Raw genomic sequence first — 16,127 nt, forward strand, 5'->3', positions numbered from 1 at the left:
GCGAACACCGGCCAGCGCCGGTGTGTGCGTATTTTGCGATGAACACGCCGCGCGTTGAACCCCGGCACGGTGCACACGATCCGATCTGCAGGCACGTTGGCTGCGCGAACGCGGGTATCCGCGGCTGAATCGTGACGCGCAGCGCGAAATTCATGTAGCGCGACGACACCGGTTCTGGTGCAATGCCTGCGCCGTCCGCTTGCGGCGGCACAGGGGAAATTCCGGAAATGATCGCGTCGAACAGACTGCGCCTGCGGGTGAGGCGGTGGTGCCTGTGTGCGCTCGCGTTCTGTGCAACGAGCGCGGCGTCGGCGGCGTCGCTGACCGTGACCGTAGAGGGAGAGGGCGCGGGCCTCGAGGGCGCGCTCGTCAGCCTGCATTCGCCGGCCGCACGCGCGGCGGTGAGTCCGATGTCGGCGCAGATGGACCAGCGCCAGGCCGAGTTCGTGCCGCACGTACTCGCGGTGACCACGGGCAGCCGGGTCGTGTTTCCCAACAGCGACAATTTTCGCCATCAGGTCTATTCGTTCTCGCCGGCGCAGCGCTTCGAGCTGCCGCTGTACAGCGGTCGCCAGGCGCAGCCGGTCGTGTTCGATACGCCGGGCGTGGTGGAGCTGGGCTGCAACATCCACGACTGGATGCTGGGTTACGTGGTGGTGCTCGACACGCCGTATTTCGCCACCACCGATGCGGCTGGCGCCGCGCGCCTGGAAGCGCCGGCAGGCGACTACACACTGCAGGTCTGGCACGAGCGGCTCGATGACGGCCCGGGTGCGCGGGTGACGCGACGCGTGCATGTGGGTACGCAGCGGGTCGAGCGGGTCACGCTGAATCTCGACGCGGCGCGCACCCCGCCGCAACCCGCCGACACGCGTCTGCGCGAGCTGCAGGAGCGGTTCCGGAGCCTCAAGCGTGGTGGATGAGGGTCTGCTGCCGCGGCGCGGACTCGGTGTCCGCGGGCGCATCGTCCTTGGTTTCCTGTTGCTGCTGGTCGGCACGCAGATCGCGACGCTGGCGATTGTCGGCGTTGCCGCCGACCGCGCGGTGCGCGCGCAGCTGGATGACCAGCTCAAGGTCAGCGAGCGTGTCTGGGCGCAGCTGTCGGCGGCCAGCGCGGAACGGCTGCAGGAGTCGGTGTCGGTGCTGGCCAACGACTTCGCATTCCGCGCCGCCGTCGCCACGCAGGACCAGCCGACGGCCGAAGTGGCGCTGCTCAATCACGGCATGCGGATCGATGCCGACGTCGCGCTGCTGCTCACCCCCGGCGGCGAGGTGCAGGTCTCGATCGGTCCCGAAGACGATGTCGAGACTGCGCGCGCGATCGCGCCGCTGCTGGCAGAGGCCGAGGCCAGCGGGCGTGCAACCGGCGTTGCGTTGCTCGACGCGCGGCCGTTTCTGCTGGCGGTGGTGCCGGTCATGGCGCCGCGACGGGTGGCCTGGGCGGCCGTGGGGCTGCATTACGGCGAAGCACTGGCGCGGCGCTACCGCGGCATCATCGGCATGGAGGTCGTGTTCGTCGAAGCCGACGGCGATCTCGTCCGCGTGTTGGCCTCGACCCTGCCCGAGGCGCAGACCGCGGCCCTGGGGCTGAGTCGCGATGCCGCGCGGGCCGTCAATGGTGCCCAGGTCGACCTTGCGCTCGATGGTCGCCACTACGCCGCGCATGCCTTCAGCGCCGCCTTGATGTCGGGCCGTCAGGTGCAGGTGATGCTGCTGGCCGATCTGGACGAGGCGTTGGCGCCTTATCACCGCCTGCGCGACCAGATTCTGTGGCTCGCGGGCCTCGCGGTGCTGGTCGCGGCCGTGCTGGCGGTGCTGGTGGGGCAGGGGATTGCGCGTCCGGTGCAGCGTCTGGCCGATGCCGCCCGTCGCATCGGCGCCGGCGATTACGCCGAGCCACTGCCGGTCAGGGGCCGCGACGAGCTCGCCGATCTCGCCCGCGCGTTCAACGCGATGCAGCGCGAGATCGGCCAGCGCGAAGCGCGCATCCGCTTCCAGGCTACGCATGACGATCTCACCGGCCTGCCCAGTCGTGGCCACGCGCTCGGTGTACTGGAACGCACGATCGAACGCGCACGCCAGCAGCGGCGCAATTGCGCGGTGCTGATCCTGGATCTCGACCGGTTCAAGGAGATCAACGATTCGCTCGGCCACGCCTATGGCGACGCGGTGCTGACCGGGGTTGCGGACCGCTTGCGCACCGCGGTGCGTGGTGAGGATCTGCTGGCGCGGCTCGGCGGCGACGAATTCCTGGTGCTGCTCGACGACGCCGATGCGGAGGCCGCCTGCGTGCGCGCGCGTCAGCTCGCACAGGTGCTGGAGACGCCGTTCCAGCTCGGGAACACCCAGGTCGGGCTGGAAGCCAGCATCGGCGTCGCGGTTTATCCGGGGCATGCCGATGACGCGGCGACGCTGCTGCGGCGCGCCGACATCGCGATGTACGAGGCCAAGCAGCAGCACGTGCGCGTGCTGGTCTATCGCGCCGGCGACGACGAGCATCATCTGCGTCAGGTCGGGCTGATGGGATTGCTGCGCCATGCGCTGGAACTGCGCCAGTTCCGGTTGGTGTTCCAGCCCAAGATCGACCTCGCCAGTCGCCGCGTCGTCCATGTCGAAGCGCTGCTGCGCTGGACTACGCCCGAGTACGGCGACGTGACGCCGGATGAATTCATTCCGTTGGCCGAGCGCTCTGGCGTGATTCGCGCGATCACCCGCCACGTCGTCGACGAGGCCCTGCGGCAGGCAGCGCCGTGGATCGCCGACGGCATGATCGAAGGCGTCGCGGTGAACTTGTCACCGACGGATCTGCTCGATCCCGAACTGCCCGACTACGTGGCCCAGCGCCTGCAGGCCCACGGTGTCCCGTCGAAGAGCCTCGTGCTGGAGGTGACCGAACACACGGTGATGCGCGACCTCGAAGCCGCGCGCGGCACCATGCACAGTCTGCGGGGCCAGGGCGTGCGGCTGTCGATCGACGATTTCGGTACCGGACATTCCTCGCTTGCCCAGCTGCGCAGCCTGCCGGTGGACGAGATCAAGATCGACAAGAGCTTCGTCACCGAACTCGGCAGCAGCAACGACGACACGGTGATCGTGCGGTCAGCGATCGAGATCGGCCACAACATGGGCTTGAAGGTCATCGCCGAGGGCGTCGAAGGCGCAGCGAGCCTGGCGATCCTCGAAGCGCTGGACTGCGACATGGTGCAGGGCTATCTGTTCTCGCGACCGCTGCCGGCGCCTGCGTTCGTCGAATGGTGCACGCAGTTCCAGCACGCGCAGGTGGACGCATGACGCGGCGCCTGCGCGCGTGGGCATTCGCGGCGCTGGCGTGCCTGCCCGCACTGGTCTGTCACGCCGGCGACGGCCGGCTGCTCGCCACCGGCGGCGCCAGCCAGATCGAAGGTGCTGCGGGCGGCGGGCTCGTGCCCTGGGCGGTTCTCGCCGGTTACGGCACCGACGACCAGCAGGGCGGCGTCGCCTTCGTGACCGCCGTGCGCACCGACGATTACGGGCTCGACGTCATCGGCGCGGCCTGGAGCTGGAACAACCGCATCGAACTGTCGATCGCGCGGCAGACCTTCTCGCTGGACACACTGCGCGACACCTTATCGCTGCCGACCGCACGTTTCCGCCAGGACGTGCTCGGCGCGAAGCTGCGGCTGCGCGGCGATCTGGTCTACGGACGCGGCCCGCAGATCTCGCTCGGCGTGCAGGCCAAGCGGCAGCTGGATTTCCAGGTGCCGTCGCTGGTGGGCGCGCGTGACGACGATGGCATCGATGTCTACGTGAGCGCATCGCGCCTGATGCTGGCCGCGGCAGGCGGTCGCAACCTGTTGCTCAACGGCACCCTGCGGGCGACGCGCGCCAATCAGACCGGGCTGCTCGGTTTCGGCGGCGACCGCCGCTCGGGTTACAGCGTCGTCGCAGAAGGCAGCGCTGCCGTATTGCTGGATCCACGCTGGGCGGTCGGCATCGAGTACCGGCAGAAGCCCGACAACCTGGGCTTCGCCCGTGAGGACGACTGGCGCGATGTGTTCGTCGCCTGGTTCCCGAACAAGCACGTCGCCGTCGTCGGTGCCTGGGCCGATCTGGGCGACATCGCCACCCTGAAGCACCAGCGCGGCGCCTACCTGTCCGTGCAGGCGAGCTTCTGATGGCGCGCGCCGCGCGCATCCGGACGCTGCTGATCGCCGCCGCACTGGCCGTCGGTCTTGTCGCCTGCGCCACGCGTCCTGCGTCGCCCCCGCCTGCACCGGTGGACGATTCGGTGTATCGCGCACTGGGCGGGCAGGCCGGCATCGAGGGGATCGTCGACGACCTGCTCGACGTCGTCGTCGAGGACGAGCGCATCAATTTCCAGTTCGCGCTGGCGAACATCGTGCGCCTGCGCGGCATGCTCATCACCCAGCTCTGCAGCGTCTCCGGCGGTCCATGCCGCTACGACGGCCTGTCGATGGAAGAGGCGCATGCCGGTCGCGGCATCACCACGGCGCAGTTCAATGCGCTGGTCGAGAACCTGATCCTGGTGATGGAACGTCGCGGCGTGCCGGTGTCGGCGCAGAACCGGCTGTTGCGTCAGCTGGCCCCGATGCACGGGGATGTCACCGGGCGCTGAGCCGGCGCGGACGGCGCATCGGCTATCCTCGTCCGCCTCTCGTCATATGGAGTCGCCCATGCGCCGCAGGATCGTCGCCGGCAACTGGAAGCTGCAGGGCAGCCGCACATTCGCCACCGAACTCGTCGAGGGCATCGCCGCCGGCCTGCCGGGTGGGGTGGAGGCGATCGTGCTCCCGCCGTTCCCGTATCTCTCGCTGCTGACCGAGTCGCATGGCGGGCGCGGCGTGGCCTTCGGTGCCCAGGACGTCAGCGCACACGCCAAGGGCGCCTACACCGGCGAAGTGGCCGCCTCGATGCTGGCCGACGTCGGCGCCGTCTACACGCTGGTCGGTCATTCCGAGCGTCGCCAGTACCACGGCGAGGACGACGCGTTGGTCGCACAGAAGTTCATCGCCGCCCGCGCCGCCGGCTTGGTGCCGATCCTGTGCGTGGGCGAGACCCGCGAACAGCGCGAGGCCGGCCGTACCGAAGCCGTGATCGCCGCCCAGGTCGAGGCCGTGCTGGCCGCGGCCGGCGTGGCCGCATTCGACGGTGCGATCGTCGCCTACGAACCGGTCTGGGCGATCGGCACCGGCCTGACCGCCAGCACCGAGCAGGCGCAGGCCGTCCACGCCTTCCTGCGTGGCGTGGTCGCCAGACAGGATGCTAGAATCGCCGATTCGTTGCCGCTGCTCTATGGCGGCAGCTGCAAGCCCGACAATGCCGCTGCGCTGTTCTCGCAGCCCGACGTCGACGGCGGATTGATCGGTGGCGCCTCGCTGGCGGCCGAAGACTTCCTGGCCATCGTCGCCGCGGCCGCGCGCTGAGCGCAGCCGGCGATTCCGACACAAGGCCCGTTCGCGGGCACCCGAGAGCACCCACGCAATGCTGCTGAACGTCTTCAACATCCTGTTCGTCATCATCGCCATTGCGATGATCGCGTTGATCCTCATGCAGCGCGGTGCAGGCGCCGCGGCCGGCTCCGGCTTCGGCGGCGGTGCGTCGGCAACTGTGTTCGGCGCGCGGGGTTCGTCCAATTTCCTGTCCAAGGCGACGAAGTGGCTGGCGATCAGCTTCTTTGCGATCACGCTGTTCATGGCCTGGTACGCGATGCATCGCGCCAACCCGAATGCACTGAACATGGATCTGGGTGTCATGGGCGGCCAGGTACCGGCGGCGCCGGTCGAGGGTGCGCCTGCAACGCCGGTTGCACCGCCTCCAGCTGCGGATGCGACCGTGCCAGCGGCGCCGTCCGCCGAGGGTGCAGTGCCGGCCGCGCCGGAAAATTCTTCGCAGGAATCGCCGCAGCCCACTCCCCAGAACGATTGATTGGGATTACAATGCGCGGCTCGCCGGGGCGAACGCCGCGGATGAGGTTTCAGGTTGACCAGCCCAGGTGGCGGAATTGGTAGACGCACTACCTTGAGGTGGTAACGGCTTAGGTCGTGGGGGTTCGAGTCCCCCCTTGGGCACCAACCGGAAAACGCAATATGCGCTGTGCGCATTGAGCACGAAAAGCCTCGCACGAGCGGGGCTTTTTCGTGTCTGGACGCGTGCACTGGCACGCGGACAGGAATCATTCGCGCGCAGGCGTCACCGATTGCGTGCGGCAATTGCGAAATGCGGCGCGCGTCGCCTGCCTGCAGGGCGGAAATCGTTTACTCACCAGTTCTGTAACCAGTACAATTGCCGTGATCGGGCGATCGCACAGCGTGCATCGCCCGGCCTTCGTGAAGCGCTCCGTCGCTTCGAGAATGCGGCGTCCACAGGCGCCGAGCCAAGGCCGCACATTGCGGCCGTAGCCGAGAGAACATCCGAGTGCTGGCCGAATATCTGCCGACCCTGCTGTTCCTGATCGTTGCCACGGGGATCGGCATTGCATTGCTGATCATTGGCAACCTGTTGGGGCCCAAGCGCCCGACGCTGGAAAAGCTGTCGCCCTACGAGTGCGGATTCGAAGCCTTCGAAGACGCGCGCATGCAGTTCGACGTGCGCTATTACCTCATCGCGATCCAGTTCATCGTCTTCGATCTGGAAATCATCTTCATCGTGCCCTGGGCCACCGTGTTCCGCGAACTCGGTGTGCTGGGTCTGATCGAGATGGGCATCTTCGCCGGCATGCTGCTGCTCGGCTTCGTCTACGTGTGGAAGAAGGGAGCGCTGGAATGGGAGTGAACCAGACCGTCGCGCGCCTGATGAACAACCCGCTGCCGGAAGGCCGCGTGGACGACATCCTGCGCCCGGAAGGCGAGAACCCGCTGCTCGAGCGCGGTTTCGTCACGACCAGTTCCGATGTGCTGCTCAACTGGGCACGCACCGGCTCGATGTGGCCGATGACCTTCGGTCTGGCGTGCTGCGCGGTGGAGATGATGCACGCCGGTGCGGCGCGTCTCGATCTCGACCGTTACGGCGTGGTGTTCCGCCCGTCGCCGCGCCAGTCGGATGTGATGATCGTGGCCGGCACGCTGGTCAACAAGATGGCCCCGGCGCTGCGCAAGGTCTACGACCAGATGCCGGATCCCAAGTGGGTCATCTCGATGGGCAGCTGCGCCAACGGCGGCGGCTATTACCACTACTCGTATTCGGTGGTGCGCGGTTGCGACCGCATCGTGCCGGTCGACATCTACGTGCCGGGCTGCCCGCCGACGGCGGAAGCGCTGATCTACGGCATCCTGCAGTTGCAGAAGAAGATCCGCCGCGCCACCAACTTCGGTGAGACCAAGACGGGGCAGCGCGATGCGTGAGACCTCCACCGCGTTCGCGGCGCGCCTGCGCGCGCGCTTTTCCGATGCCGACGTGGCGGTCGCACTGCCGCGCGGCGAGGTGACGATCACCACTGCCGGCGACTGGCTCGACACCGCGCGCGCCTTGCGCGACGAGTTCGGTTTCGAAATGCTGATCGACGTCTGTGGTGTCGACTATCTGAGTCACGGCAGCGACGAGTGGGACACCGACGTGTCTTCCGAAGGCTTCAGCCGTGGCGTCGAAGGCCGCGGTCCGGGTCGTTTCAAGTTCGGCGAAACCGGCAGCCGTCAGGTGTCGCAGCCGCAGGGTGATGCCGGTATTCCAGTGCCGCAGCGCCGCTTCGCCGCGGTCGCGCAGTTGCTGTCGCTCCAGCACAACCAGCGCGTGATGCTGAAGTGCTTCGCGCCCAGCGACGATCTGCCGGTGGTGTCTTCGCTGACCGTGCTCTGGCGGGTCGCGAACTGGTTCGAGCGCGAGGCCTTCGATCTGTTCGGCGTGATCTTCGAAGGTCACCCGGATCTGCGCCGCATCCTGACCGACTACGGTTTCGTCGGTCATCCGTTCCGCAAGGATTTCCCGTTGATCGGCAATGTCGAAGTGCGTTACGACGCCGAGCGCAAGCGCGTGGTGTACGAGCCGGTGACCTCGGTCGAACCGCGCGTCGGCGTGCCGCGCGTGATCCGTGACGACGCCCGTTTCGCGACCGCAAGTGGCGAACAGGCCGCGCGTCGCGTGGAGGCTGCCAAGTGAGCGCCGTGCCGACCACCTCGCTGCACACCAACGCGACGCCGAGTGCGGAAGCGCTGAAGCAGGAAATCCGTAACTACACGTTCAACTTCGGTCCCCAGCATCCATCCGCGCACGGCGTGCTGCGCCTGATCCTGGAAATGGACGGCGAGACCGTGATGCGCGCCGATCCGCACATCGGCCTGCTGCACCGTGGTACCGAGAAGCTGGCCGAGTCGAAGCCGTTCAACCAGTCCATCGGTTACATGGATCGCCTCGACTACGTGTCGATGATGTGCAACGAGCACGCCTATGTGCGCGCGATCGAAACCCTGATGGGAATCGAGGCGCCCGAGCGTGCGCAGTGGATCCGTACGCTGTTCGACGAAGTCACGCGCATCCTCAACCACCTGATGTGGGTGGGCTCGAATGCGCTCGATCTGGGCGCGATGGCGGTGATGCTGTACGCGTTCCGTGAGCGCGAAGAGTTGATGGACGTCTACGAGGCGGTGTCGGGCGCGCGCATGCACGCGACCTATTACCGTCCCGGCGGCGTCTACCGCGACCTGCCGGCGCAGATGCCGCAGTACGCCGAGTCGCGCTGGCGCAAGGGCGAGAAGCTCAAGCGTTTCAACAAGTGGCGCGGCGGTTCGATGCTCGATTACCTCGAAGCATTCGCGAAGGATTTCCCCAAGCGCGTCGACGAGTACGAAACCCTGCTCACCGACAACCGCATCTGGAAGCAGCGCACTGTCGGCATTGGCGTGATTCCGCCGGATCTGGCGAAGGCGTGGGGCATGACCGGCCCGATGCTGCGCGGTTCGGGCGTCGAGTGGGATCTGCGCAAGACGCAGCCCTACGCCAAGTACGCCGAAGTCGATTTCGACATCGCGGTAGGCGTCAACGGCGACTGCTACGACCGGTACCTCGTGCGCGTGTTCGAGATGCGCGAGTCGGCGAAGATCATCCAGCAGTGCGTCAACTGGCTGCGGGCGAATCCCGGCCCGGTCATGCTGGACAACTACAAGGTGTCGCCGCCGTCGCGTGAGTCGATGAAGGACGACATGGAAGCGTTGATCCATCACTTCAAGCTGTTCACCGAGGGCTACAGCGTGCCCGCCGGCGAGACCTACAGCGCCGTCGAAGCCCCGAAGGGCGAGTTCGGCTGCTATCTGGTCTCCGACGGCGCGAACAAGCCGTTCCGCGTGCATCTGCGCGCGCCCGGCTTCGCACACCTCTCGTCGATGGACGCCATCACCAGCGGACACATGCTGTCCGACGTGGTGGCGATGATCGGTACCTATGACATCGTGTTCGGAGAAGTCGACCGATGAAGGCGACTGGCAATTTCGAGAGCGCCCGCAACGTCGACCCGATGGTCGTGCTCAGCGGCGACACGCGCGCGCACATCGACCACTGGCTGACCAAGTTCCCCGAAGACCGCAAGCGGTCCGCGGTGCTGCAGGGTCTGTTCGCTGCGCAGGAACAGAACGACGGCTGGTTGACCGACGAGCTGATCGCCGGCGTCGCCAAGTATCTGGATCTGCCGCCGGTGTGGGCCTACGAGGTGGCGACGTTCTACTCGATGTTCGAGACCGAGAAAGTCGGCCGCAACAACGTCGCGTTCTGCACCAACATCAGCTGCTGGCTCAACGGCGCCGAGGATCTCGTCGCGCACGCGGAGAAGAAGCTGGGCTGCAAGCTGGGTGAATCCACCGCCGACGGTCGCGTCTTCCTCAAGCGTGAGGAAGAGTGCGTCGCTGCGTGCTGCGGCGCGCCGGTCGTGGTCATCAACGGTCATTACCACGAGAAGCTCACACCCGAGACGGTGGACGAGCTGATCGACGGTCTGAAGTAAGGCATCGCGCGGACATGGCACATCACCATCCCAAGTCTTCCGAAGGTTACGGGCCCGTCGGGCCTGCGCCGCAGGAACACCAGGCGGTCTACACCACGCTGCATTTCGACAAGCCGTGGTCCTACGAGAACTACCTCAAGACGGGTGGTTACAGCGCGCTGCGCAAGATTCTCGAAGAGAAGATTCCGCCGGCCGACGTGATCGAGATGGTCAAGCAGTCGGGCCTGCGCGGCCGCGGCGGCGCGGGCTTCCCGACCGGTCTGAAGTGGAGCTTCATGCCCAAAGGCGAGATGCAGAAGTACATCCTCTGCAATTCGGACGAATCCGAGCCGGGCACTGCGAAAGACCGCGACATCCTGCGTTACAACCCGCACTCGGTCATCGAGGGCATGGCCATCGCGTGCTACGCGACCGGCTCGACGGTGGCCTACAACTACCTGCGCGGCGAGTTCCACCACGAGCCCTTCGAGCATCTGGAAGAAGCCACCGCCGAGGCCTACGCCAACGGCTGGCTGGGCAAGAACCTGCTCGGCTCGGGCATCGACGTCGACATCTACAACGCGCTCGGCGCGGGCGCCTACATCTGCGGCGAAGAAACCGCACTGATGGAATCGCTGGAGGGCAAGAAGGGACAGCCGCGCTTCAAGCCGCCGTTCCCGGCCAACTTCGGTCTGTACGGCAAGCCGACAACGATCAACAACACCGAGACCTACGCCTCGGTGCCGGCGATCGTGCGCAACGGCGCGCAGTGGTTCATGGATCTGGGCAAGCCTAACAACGGCGGCTGCAAGATCTTCTCGGTCTCCGGCCATGTGGCCAAGCCGGGCAACCACGAGATCCGCCTGGGCACCTCGTTCGCCGATCTGCTGGCGCTGTGTGGCGGCATGCGCGAAGGCCGCACGATCAAGGGCGTGATTCCGGGTGGTTCGTCGATGCCGGTGCTCCCGGGCGAGACCATGATGGGCCTGACGATGGATTACGACGCGCTGCAGAAGGCCGGCTCCGGCCTCGGCTCGGGCGCGGTCATCGTCATGGACGACACGACCTGCATGGTGCGCGCGTGCCGACGCATTGCGCGCTTCTACTACAAGGAGAGCTGCGGCCAGTGCACGCCGTGCCGCGAAGGCACCGGCTGGATGTACCGCATGCTGTGCCGCATCGCCGACCACACGGCGACGGTCGAAGACCTGCAGATGCTGCGGGCCGCGGCCGGCCAGATCGAGGGACACACCATCTGCGCGTTCGGTGAAGCGGCCGCATGGCCGGTGCAGGGCTTCCTGCGCCATTTCTGGGACGAATTCGAGTACGCGATTGTCAACAAGCGCTTCCTCGTCGACGACCAGCGCAACGGCACCGTGGTGCCCAAGGCGGTCGCCGCATGAGCGCGCAACCCGTGAATCCGAACCTGCCGCCCGACCACGTCACCGTCTTCATCGACGGCGTCGAACTGGCCGCGCCCAAGGGCTCGATGATCATCCATGCCGCCGACAAGGCCGGCATTCCGATCCCGCGTTTCTGCTATCACGACAAGCTCGAAATCGCCGCGAACTGCCGCATGTGCCTGGTCGACACCGAAGTCGGCGGCCGTGGTGCGCCCAAGCCGTCGCCGGCCTGCGCCACGCCGGTGATGGACGGCCTGAAGGTCTTCACGCGCAACGAGAAGGCGCTCAAGGCCCAGCGCAACGTGATGGAGTTCCTGCTGATCAACCATCCGCTCGACTGCCCGATCTGCGATCAGGGCGGCGAGTGCGAACTGCAGGATCTGTCGCTCGGTTACGGCCGTTCGGTCAGCCGCTTCGCCGAGCGCAAGCGCGTCGTCGCCGACGAGGATCTCGGTCCGCTGGTCGCGACCGAGATGACCCGCTGCATCCAGTGCACGCGCTGCGTGCGCTTCACCGCTGAAATCGCCGGCACCTACGAGCTGGGCGGCATGCAGCGCGGCGAGAACCTGCAGATCGGCACCTACGACGGCAAGCCGCTGACGACCGAACTGTCGGGCAATGTCATCGACGTGTGCCCGGTCGGCGCGCTGACCAACAAGGTGTTCCGCTTCCGTGCGCGTCCGTGGGAACTGATCGCGCGCGAATCGCTCGGCGGTCACGATGCGCTGGGCAGCAACCTGTTCCATCACCTGCGCCGCGGCGACGTGATGCGCACCGTGCCGCGCGACAACGAAGCGGTCAACGAGTGCTGGATCTCCGACCGCGACCGCTATTCGCACCAGGGCCTGACGGCCGATGACCGCGCGGTGCATCCGCTGGTCAAGGATGGCGGGCAGTGGCGCGAGGCCTCGTGGGACGAGGCGCTCGAGCGCGCGATGACGATCCTGCGCGACAACGCGGCCGACGAACTCGGCATGCTGGTGCATCCCTCGACCTCGAACGAGGAGGGCGCGCTGCTGGCACGCCTGGCCGAAGCCCTGGGCACCGGCAACCTCGATCACCGCATCGCCCAGCGCGACCTGTCCGATGGCGCCATCGCCGAAGCCTTCGCGATGCCGGTCGCCGAACTCGAGCAGGCCGATGTCGTGCTGCTCGTCGGCAGCAACCTGCGCCACGAAGTGCCGCTGCTGCATCACCGCGTGCGTCAGGCGTGGAAGCGCGGCGCCAAGGTGTACGTGGTCAATCCGGTCGATTTCGAATTCACCTTCGACATCGAGGACAAGGCCATCGTGGCGCCGTCGAAGATCGCCGAAACGCTGCAGGTCGCCGAACTCGGCGACGCGCTGCGCGGCGCGAAGCACGCGGCGATCATCGTTGGTGCGCAGGCGGAAGCCAGCGCGCACGCGTCCGATATCCGCAAGGCGGCGGCTGCACTCGCCGCGGACACCGGCGCGTCGCTGTGTCGCATTCCGCACGGCGCCAATGCGCTGGGTCTGTCACGTCTCGGCGTGCTGCCGACCTCGCGCGATGCCAACGCGATGCTGTCCGAGCGCCGCGGCGCGTACGTGATCTACGGCATCGAGCCGGGTCTGGACTTCGCCGACCAGGCGCAGGCGTTGAAGGCACTGGGCGCGGCGCAGGTCGTAGCCTTTAGCCACTTCGCCTGCCAGTCCACGCGCAGCGTCGCCGACGTGATCCTGCCGATCGGTGCGCTCGCCGAAATCGACGCGACGCTGACCAATCTCGAAGGCCGCGAGCAGCAGGCCACCGCCGCCGGCAAGCTGCCGGGCGACGCGCGCTCCGGCTGGCGTGTGCTGCGTGCCCTCGGTGGCGCGCTCGAAGCCCCGGGCTTCGAGTTCACCGATCTCGCCGGTCTGCGTGCGGGCCTGCAGGGCAGGGCGGTGTCGGTTGCCGCGTCCGCGGCGCCGGTCGTTGACGGCGATGGCTTCGAACTGGCCGTCAGCCAGGCGATCTATCGCGTCGACGGTCTGACCCGTCGCGCTGCCGCGCTGCAGTCGCATCCGCTGACCCTCGGTCCGCGCATCGTGCTGCATCCCGACGACGCGGCCGCCAGTCAGGTCGCCGACGGCGGCATGGCCAAGGTGTCGAACGCGGTCGGGACCGCAACGCTGCAGGTGGCGATCGACGAGCGCGTCGCACCGGGCGCGGCGTGGGTGGAATCGGGCTACGGCGCCACGGCGGCGCTGTCGGCCGGCAAGGTCAAGGTGGTGGCGGCATGAGTGCGACCCAAACCGGCGTGACCAACACCGCATCGCTGCTCGGCGATCTGTCGGCGCCGCTGTACGACTGGCTGATGTCGCTGGGCGCGATCGGGCTGATCCTGTGGATCGTGCTCAAGATCCTGCTGATCGCGATGCCGGTGATCATCTGCGTCGCGTTCTACGTCGTCTGGGAGCGCAAGCTGCTGGGCTGGATGCATCAGCGCCACGGTCCGATGTACGTGGGCATGGGCATCTTCCAGGCCTTCGCCGACGTCTTCAAACTGCTGTTCAAGGAAGTCATCCAGCCGACCAACGCGCAGCGCGTGCTGTTCGTGCTGGCGCCGCTGATCACGCTGGCACCTGCATTCGCTGCCTGGGCCGTGGTGCCGTTCGACGCGCAGCTGGTGCTGTCGAACGCCAACGCCGGTCTGCTGTATCTGCTGGCGATGACCTCGCTCGGTATCTACGGCATCATCCTCGCCGGCTGGGCGTCGAACTCGAAGTACGCGTTCCTCGGTGCGATGCGCGCCTCGGCGCAGATGATCAGCTACGAGATCGCGATGGGCTTCGCGCTCGTCGGCGTGATGGTTGGTGCAGGCAGCTTGAACCTGTCCGAGATCGTCATGGCGCAGGCCGGTGGCAAGGGCCTGTTCGACTGGTTCTGGCTGCCGATGCTGCCGCTGTTCGTCATCTACTTCATCTCCGGCGTGGCCGAGACCAACCGCGCACCGTTCGACGTCGTCGAAGGCGAGTCGGAAATCGTCGCCGGTCACATGGTCGAGTATTCGGGGTCGGCGTTCGCGCTGTTCTTCCTCGCCGAATACGCGAACATGATCCTGATCAGCTTCCTGGTCGCGATCTTCTTCCTCGGCGGCTGGCTGTCGCCGTTCCAGGGCTGGGGCATTCCGCTGCTGTCTGTCGACGGCTGGTGGTGGCTGTTCGCGAAGGTCTTCTTCTTCGCAAGCTGCTTCATCTGGTTCCGCGCCTCGTTCCCGCGCTACCGCTATGACCAGATCATGCGGCTGGGCTGGAAGGTCTTCATTCCGATCAGCATCGGCTGGATCGTGGTCACCGCGCTGATGGCGTACTTCGGAATCTTCGAGGCAGGGCAGTAATGGCCAAGTTCGTTGCATGGTTCAGGGGCCTGTTGCTGCTCGAGTTGCTCGGCGGCATGGCGCTGACCTTCCGGTATCTGTTCCGGGACAAGTACACGCTGATGTACCCGATGGAGAAGACGCCGCAGTCCCCGCGTTTCCGCGGTCTGCACGCGCTGCGCCGGTATCCCAACGGTGAGGAGCGCTGCATCGCCTGCAAGCTGTGCGAGGCCGTGTGCCCCGCGCTGGCGATCACAATCGATTCCGAGCAGCGCGAGGACGGCACCCGCCGTACCACGCGCTACGACATCGATCTGTTCAAGTGCATCTACTGTGGTTTCTGCGAGGAATCGTGCCCGGTGGACTCGATCGTCGAGACCCATCTGCACGAGTACCACTTCGAGAACCGCGGCGAGAACATCGTGACCAAGCCGCAGCTGCTGGCGATCGGCGACCGTCTCGAGAGCGAGATCGCAGAACGTCGCGCCGCCGACTCCGCGTACAGGTAAGTCATGAATTTCGACCTGATTGCATTCCTCGTCTTCGCCGCGATCACCGTGATGTCCGCGGTGGCGGTGATCAGTGCCCGCAACCCGGTGCACGCAGCGCTGTTCCTGGTGCTGACGTTCTTCTCCACCGCCTGCACCTGGCTGCTGGTCGGCGCCGAGTTCCTCGGCCTCGCGCTGGTGCTGGTCTACGTCGGCGCGGTGATGGTGCTGTTCCTGTTCGTGGTGATGATGCTCGACGTGGACGTCGCGCCGCTGCGCGAAGGCTATGTGCGCTATCTGCCGGTCGGCCTGATCGTCGCGGTGGTGATGCTGGTCGAGATCGTCACCCTGATCGGCGTGCGCGCGAAGATGGCGCCGTTCGCCGTCGATGCGGTCGACGAGGCGGGCGTGTCGAACACGGTGTGGATCGCACGCCGGCTGTTCACCGATTTCCTGCTGCCGTTCGAAGTCGCCGCGGTCATCCTGACCGTCGCGGTCATCGCCGCGGTGATGCTCACCCTGCGCCGCCGTCCCGGCACCAAGCACCAGAATCCGGGCGAGCAGGCCCGCGTGCGGGCGTCGGACCGCATGCGCGTGGTCAAGATGGACGCGGTGCGTCCGGTCGTCGAGCCCACACCGGGCGAAGGCGAGGGAGAAGCGAAATGACCGAACTGTTCGGAACCGGCCTCGCGCTGGGCCATTACCTCTCGCTGGGCGCGGTGCTGTTCTGCATCTCCGTCGCGGGCATCTTCCTCAACCGGAAGAACGTGATCATCCTGCTGATGTCGATCGAGCTGATGCTGCTCGCGGTCAACATCAACTTCATCGCGTTCTCGCGCGAGTTCGGCGACGCCGCCGGGCAGATCTTCGTGTTCTTCATTCTCACCGTGGCCGCGGCCGAGGCCGCGATCGGTCTCGCGATCCTGGTCACGCTGTTCCGCAACCGGCGCACGATCAATGTCGCCGAACTCGACACGTTGAAGGGCTGATCCGGGCATGGAGAACGCTGTTTCCGA

17 protein-coding genes and 1 tRNA gene are annotated in these 16,127 nt (G+C 66.7%); all 18 read left to right on the forward strand.

The features are described 5' to 3' along the window. The first annotated feature begins 251 nt into the window (after nucleotides 1–251). The 18 genes from ACZ9YD_RS03350 (at nucleotide 252) to nuoK (ending at nucleotide 16,100) form a co-directional block, all read left to right on the forward strand. Nucleotides 252–923, forward strand: a complete 672-nt coding sequence (locus ACZ9YD_RS03350) for a methylamine utilization protein (protein WP_465073767.1) — start codon at nucleotides 252–254, stop codon at nucleotides 921–923. After that, nucleotides 913–3,291 (forward strand): putative bifunctional diguanylate cyclase/phosphodiesterase, encoded by a 2,379-nt coding sequence (locus ACZ9YD_RS03355; protein WP_465073730.1) that lies wholly within the window; start codon nucleotides 913–915, stop codon nucleotides 3,289–3,291. The genes ACZ9YD_RS03350 and ACZ9YD_RS03355 overlap by 11 nt, the downstream gene beginning before the upstream one ends. Beyond that, complete coding sequence (locus tag ACZ9YD_RS03360; protein WP_465073731.1) at nucleotides 3,288–4,154, forward strand: DUF3034 family protein; 867 nt, start codon at nucleotides 3,288–3,290, stop codon at nucleotides 4,152–4,154. The genes ACZ9YD_RS03355 and ACZ9YD_RS03360 overlap by 4 nt, the downstream gene beginning before the upstream one ends. Further along, the gene (locus ACZ9YD_RS03365) at nucleotides 4,154–4,615 is read left to right on the forward strand and encodes a group I truncated hemoglobin (protein ID WP_465073732.1); all 462 of its coding nucleotides are present in this window, start codon (nucleotides 4,154–4,156) and stop codon (nucleotides 4,613–4,615) included. Before ACZ9YD_RS03360 ends, ACZ9YD_RS03365 begins: the two co-directional genes overlap by 1 nt. 58 nt (nucleotides 4,616–4,673) lie before the next feature. Next, nucleotides 4,674–5,423, forward strand: a complete 750-nt coding sequence (gene tpiA / locus ACZ9YD_RS03370) for a triose-phosphate isomerase (RefSeq protein WP_465073733.1) — start codon at nucleotides 4,674–4,676, stop codon at nucleotides 5,421–5,423. Between the two features lie 58 nt (nucleotides 5,424–5,481). Continuing rightward, the gene (gene secG, locus ACZ9YD_RS03375; RefSeq protein ID WP_465073734.1) at nucleotides 5,482–5,925 is read left to right on the forward strand and encodes a preprotein translocase subunit SecG; all 444 of its coding nucleotides are present in this window, start codon (nucleotides 5,482–5,484) and stop codon (nucleotides 5,923–5,925) included. A 61-nt stretch (nucleotides 5,926–5,986) separates the two neighbouring features. Further along, nucleotides 5,987–6,071: transfer RNA gene (locus ACZ9YD_RS03380), tRNA-Leu, on the forward strand. Between the two features lie 343 nt (nucleotides 6,072–6,414). Continuing rightward, nucleotides 6,415–6,771 (forward strand): NADH-quinone oxidoreductase subunit A, encoded by a 357-nt coding sequence (locus ACZ9YD_RS03385; RefSeq protein WP_159679484.1) that lies wholly within the window; start codon nucleotides 6,415–6,417, stop codon nucleotides 6,769–6,771. After that, a complete protein-coding gene (locus tag ACZ9YD_RS03390; RefSeq protein ID WP_465073735.1) occupies nucleotides 6,762–7,340 on the forward strand; it encodes a NuoB/complex I 20 kDa subunit family protein in 579 nt (192 codons plus the stop codon). Before ACZ9YD_RS03385 ends, ACZ9YD_RS03390 begins: the two co-directional genes overlap by 10 nt. Further along, nucleotides 7,333–8,091, forward strand: coding sequence for an NADH-quinone oxidoreductase subunit C (locus tag ACZ9YD_RS03395; RefSeq protein WP_465073736.1), 759 nt, complete (start codon nucleotides 7,333–7,335; stop codon nucleotides 8,089–8,091). The genes ACZ9YD_RS03390 and ACZ9YD_RS03395 overlap by 8 nt, the downstream gene beginning before the upstream one ends. 5 nt (nucleotides 8,092–8,096) lie before the next feature. Next, complete coding sequence (locus ACZ9YD_RS03400; protein WP_232137349.1) at nucleotides 8,097–9,401, forward strand: NADH-quinone oxidoreductase subunit D; 1,305 nt, start codon at nucleotides 8,097–8,099, stop codon at nucleotides 9,399–9,401. Next, complete coding sequence (gene nuoE / locus ACZ9YD_RS03405; RefSeq protein ID WP_465073738.1) at nucleotides 9,398–9,925, forward strand: NADH-quinone oxidoreductase subunit NuoE; 528 nt, start codon at nucleotides 9,398–9,400, stop codon at nucleotides 9,923–9,925. The genes ACZ9YD_RS03400 and nuoE overlap by 4 nt, the downstream gene beginning before the upstream one ends. A gap of 14 nt (nucleotides 9,926–9,939) precedes the next feature. Beyond that, a complete protein-coding gene (gene nuoF, locus ACZ9YD_RS03410) occupies nucleotides 9,940–11,307 on the forward strand; it encodes an NADH-quinone oxidoreductase subunit NuoF (protein ID WP_465073739.1) in 1,368 nt (455 codons plus the stop codon). Then, entirely contained in the window at nucleotides 11,304–13,547 is a 2,244-nt protein-coding gene (gene nuoG, locus ACZ9YD_RS03415) for an NADH-quinone oxidoreductase subunit NuoG (RefSeq protein WP_465073741.1), read from the forward strand. Before nuoF ends, nuoG begins: the two co-directional genes overlap by 4 nt. Before the next feature lie 74 nt (nucleotides 13,548–13,621). Continuing rightward, nucleotides 13,622–14,644, forward strand: a complete 1,023-nt coding sequence (nuoH, locus tag ACZ9YD_RS03420; protein ID WP_425491117.1) for an NADH-quinone oxidoreductase subunit NuoH — start codon at nucleotides 13,622–13,624, stop codon at nucleotides 14,642–14,644. Beyond that, nucleotides 14,644–15,132, forward strand: a complete 489-nt coding sequence (nuoI, locus tag ACZ9YD_RS03425; RefSeq protein ID WP_159679473.1) for an NADH-quinone oxidoreductase subunit NuoI — start codon at nucleotides 14,644–14,646, stop codon at nucleotides 15,130–15,132. Before nuoH ends, nuoI begins: the two co-directional genes overlap by 1 nt. Before the next feature lie 3 nt (nucleotides 15,133–15,135). Then, on the forward strand, nucleotides 15,136–15,777 hold the full coding sequence (locus ACZ9YD_RS03430) for an NADH-quinone oxidoreductase subunit J (protein WP_465073742.1): 642 nt from the start codon (nucleotides 15,136–15,138) through the stop codon (nucleotides 15,775–15,777). Beyond that, nucleotides 15,774–16,100, forward strand: coding sequence for an NADH-quinone oxidoreductase subunit NuoK (nuoK, locus tag ACZ9YD_RS03435; protein WP_055247260.1), 327 nt, complete (start codon nucleotides 15,774–15,776; stop codon nucleotides 16,098–16,100). The genes ACZ9YD_RS03430 and nuoK overlap by 4 nt, the downstream gene beginning before the upstream one ends. Nucleotides 16,101–16,127 lie beyond the last annotated feature (27 nt).

It is taken from the genome of Luteimonas sp. AC640a, from assembly GCF_979256585.1.

Coding starts and splice junctions, on each gene's coding strand:
- ACZ9YD_RS03430 (WP_465073742.1), top strand. CDS start 15,136: ATGAATTTCGACCTGATTGCATTCCTCGTCTTCGCCGCGATCACCGTG.
- ACZ9YD_RS03395 (WP_465073736.1), top strand. CDS start 7,333: ATGCGTGAGACCTCCACCGCGTTCGCGGCGCGCCTGCGCGCGCGCTTT.
- nuoI (WP_159679473.1), top strand. CDS start 14,644: ATGGCCAAGTTCGTTGCATGGTTCAGGGGCCTGTTGCTGCTCGAGTTG.
- nuoF (WP_465073739.1), top strand. CDS start 9,940: ATGGCACATCACCATCCCAAGTCTTCCGAAGGTTACGGGCCCGTCGGG.
- nuoK (WP_055247260.1), top strand. CDS start 15,774: ATGACCGAACTGTTCGGAACCGGCCTCGCGCTGGGCCATTACCTCTCG.
- ACZ9YD_RS03390 (WP_465073735.1), top strand. CDS start 6,762: ATGGGAGTGAACCAGACCGTCGCGCGCCTGATGAACAACCCGCTGCCG.
- nuoG (WP_465073741.1), top strand. CDS start 11,304: ATGAGCGCGCAACCCGTGAATCCGAACCTGCCGCCCGACCACGTCACC.
- nuoH (WP_425491117.1), top strand. CDS start 13,622: ATGTCGCTGGGCGCGATCGGGCTGATCCTGTGGATCGTGCTCAAGATC.
- ACZ9YD_RS03360 (WP_465073731.1), top strand. CDS start 3,288: ATGACGCGGCGCCTGCGCGCGTGGGCATTCGCGGCGCTGGCGTGCCTG.
- nuoE (WP_465073738.1), top strand. CDS start 9,398: ATGAAGGCGACTGGCAATTTCGAGAGCGCCCGCAACGTCGACCCGATG.
- tpiA (WP_465073733.1), top strand. CDS start 4,674: ATGCGCCGCAGGATCGTCGCCGGCAACTGGAAGCTGCAGGGCAGCCGC.
- ACZ9YD_RS03365 (WP_465073732.1), top strand. CDS start 4,154: ATGGCGCGCGCCGCGCGCATCCGGACGCTGCTGATCGCCGCCGCACTG.
- secG (WP_465073734.1), top strand. CDS start 5,482: ATGCTGCTGAACGTCTTCAACATCCTGTTCGTCATCATCGCCATTGCG.